A 2,683-nucleotide genomic window follows, 5' to 3' on the forward strand; every position below is an offset into this window, starting at 1 on the left:
GCCTACAAGGACGGCCGCAGGCGCCGCGCACCCGCCGCGCTGGCAAGGGATTCGCCGATCCCGAATACGAGGTCTGGATTCACGTTCGCGACTGCGAATGGCTCAGGCTGCGTGGGGCAAGCGGTCGATATGCTGGTCAACGGCTCGCCGCGCAACGATGGCACCTGTCCGGGCGAGATCTCGAAGACCCACCGCATGGTGCAGTGGGCGCGTACCCAGCTGGAGGTGGTCGGGATCGAATGCGACGTCCTCAACCTGAGCCTGCTGAGTTCCAAGTATGGCCGCCGGATTCACCCCTGCAAGGCCTGCGTCTCGACCGCCATGCCGCTCTGCCACTGGCCCTTCAGCTGCTATCCCAACCCATTCGTTGAACCAGGTCGGCGACTGGATGAACGAGATCTACGAGCGATGGGTCGCGGGGCTGGTGTCATCCTGTTCACGCCTACTCATTGGTACCAGTCCACCAGCCCGCTCAAACTCATGGCCGATCGCCTGGTGTGCGCCGATGGCGGCAAACCCGACCCGACCAGTACCCATGGCACGCATCCAGAGGAGGCCAAGGCTCTCGAGATGAAGGGTTGGAGTATCCCAAGCACCTGGCCGGCCGTGCCTACGGGCTGGTCGTGCATGGCGACGTGGCGGGCGTCGAAGACCTGCGTCGCAACCTCAGCGACTGGCTCGACTGGATGGGCCTGATCGACGCCGGCGAGCAGGCCAAGCTGAATCGCTATATCGGCTACTACCAGCCCTATGCCACCAGCCACGACGCCCTCGACGCCGACAAGGCGTTCCAGGAGGAGGTGCGCAACGTGGCGCGGGGCGGTCGCGGATGCGGTCGTCCGGCTGCGTGCAGGCAAATTGAAGACGCCTCACCGGGCCCTCCGGCGGCCGCGGCCAAAATAGGCCTTCAGAAGAGGCCCCTCCGTGTCAAGCGCTAGTCGACGCGAGCATCAGCTCGAACGCCCGCTCCACGCGCCGCAACATTTCGGTATCCAGGATCGGATCCGCGCCCATCGAGCTATCCGGCTGCAGCTGACTCGCATAGGTCTGAACCGCAAAGCACTTGCGCCGCTTCGCGTCGTTGTCGAGCGGAAGGCGGCACGCTCTTCGCCATGGCAATCGCTTGTCCCCCCGGTTCGGCCCAGTTCCAGGCCCGCCCACAAAGGCACTTCGACAATGCGCGCGCTTTGACGCAGCGCCGCACTCGCGCACGCCTGCGCCGTGGCTTCGTGATCCGGGTGTCCATCGCATCGCCAGGTGGTGAACACGAAGTCGCGGTGGTCGATGAGTCCGCAAAGCCGTTCGGCCAGACGCATGTGTTGCCTGGCCACTTCGCCATCGGCCAGCTTGAGGCGCAGCGGCGGCTCCACGATACCCAGGCAACGCAGCGCCGCACGACTTTCGCGGTGGCGTATGTACCTCAGGCGCTTGGCCGTCCATGTGGACGAACCACGATGACTGGCGGCTCCGTCCGTGACCGCGATGACGCGAACAGGGATTCCCTTGCGCGCCAGTTGCGCCAGGAGTCCACCCACCATCAGGACCTCGTCATCCGGATCGGCGCCACCACGACGGCCCGCGTCCCCGCAGGCACCAGCGCATCTGCGTCGATCCATGGGAGTTTCGCAAGGCCGGGCCATTCATGCCGAGATTCCTCGGACGTTCCATCCCGCCGAATGCTCCGATCTGCCGACTTCGCCGCTTCCATACAGACACCTCCGTCCCCGAGAGTCGGAAGCATGTCGCTGACGCGGCCATGGTGCCGCAGGTCGGCAGCGCACCGTGCGGTAGGCGACAGCGACTGTCCGCTCTGCCGATGGTCCTACATGGTCGGCGACGGTCTTGCCACCGCCACTGCTCCTGCTTGCGAAGAGCGTTTTCGCCGACATCCGTCCGGCTTCAGACAAATAACACCGAGTGACACAACAGTCGAGGGACTCGCGATGTTTGAAAGGTACAAAGTCAAGATCAAGGCCTATTGCGAGGAAGCCGGCATCGAGGTTCCGGTCGGGTTCAGCCGTCATGCTGCCGGCCGCTATGTAGCCATCGATGAGGAATGCACGCCGCCGAAGTTGGTCGCCACAACCTGGTTGAATCGGAAAGAAGCGGTGTTCTATTTGGTGAACCTCGCCGCCGGCAGGAAGACCAGAATCCTCGACTTCAAGAATCGTTGCGAACTCGTTTTCAACGGCAAGGCGAGCCTGCTGCGAGGCGCCCCGTTCTAGGTAAGCGCTGCCGCAGGAAGCTTCGCGCACGCCGAGGCCATTTGATTGCTGCCCGCGGAGAATCGACCTCTGGCCGAGCGAAACCCACGCCAAATGCGCGGGGGCATCACGGCCGATCATCTTCATTGCGGCCGCCAGCGGCTGACGGCTTGCCCAGTAGCCGCTCCACGGATCCGTCGATTGAAAAGACAGGTGCTCGCGAGCCGTCGCGATCGTCCACTGCGTACCGCTCTTGAGCTTGGTCAGATCCTCCCAGGCGACAGGCATCGAGACACCCAGGCCGGGCCGCGCGCGAGCCGAGAACGCCGACGCCGTGGTTGCGCCATGCCCGTTGCGCAGGAAATCGACGAACAGCTTGCCAATGCGGTTTGACGGCCCGCTCTTCGCCACGAAGCGCGCCGGGATCGTGCGAGCCAGACGTTGCACCACGGCTTGCGAGAACCCCTTGACGGTCTCGT

2 protein-coding genes and 1 pseudogene are annotated in these 2,683 nt (G+C 64.4%); 1 reads left to right on the plus strand and 2 read right to left on the minus strand.

What is annotated here, in order from left to right; translation table 11 throughout:
* Nucleotides 1-903, plus strand: a pseudogene (locus AC1DY5_RS50555) (flavodoxin family protein); the annotation flags it as partial.
* Nucleotides 904-950: 47 nt separating this feature from the next.
* Here the strand turns inward: AC1DY5_RS50555 and AC1DY5_RS50560 are convergent.
* Both AC1DY5_RS50560 and ligD read right to left on the minus strand, forming a co-directional pair.
* Nucleotides 951-1,640, minus strand: coding sequence for a PIG-L deacetylase family protein (locus tag AC1DY5_RS50560; protein ID WP_478121837.1), 690 nt, complete (start codon nucleotides 1,638-1,640; stop codon nucleotides 951-953).
* On the minus strand, nucleotides 1,641-2,683 hold a 1,043-nt coding region (ligD, locus tag AC1DY5_RS50565; RefSeq protein ID WP_478121838.1), incomplete at its 5' end, for a non-homologous end-joining DNA ligase LigD.

This window comes from Variovorax sp. P4_D9 (genome assembly GCF_056401695.1).

Bases quoted from the DNA above. Each gene is read 5' to 3' on its own strand.
- AC1DY5_RS50560 (WP_478121837.1), bottom strand. From the start codon at position 1,640: ATGGCCCGGCCTTGCGAAACTCCCATGGATCGACGCAGATGCGCTGGT.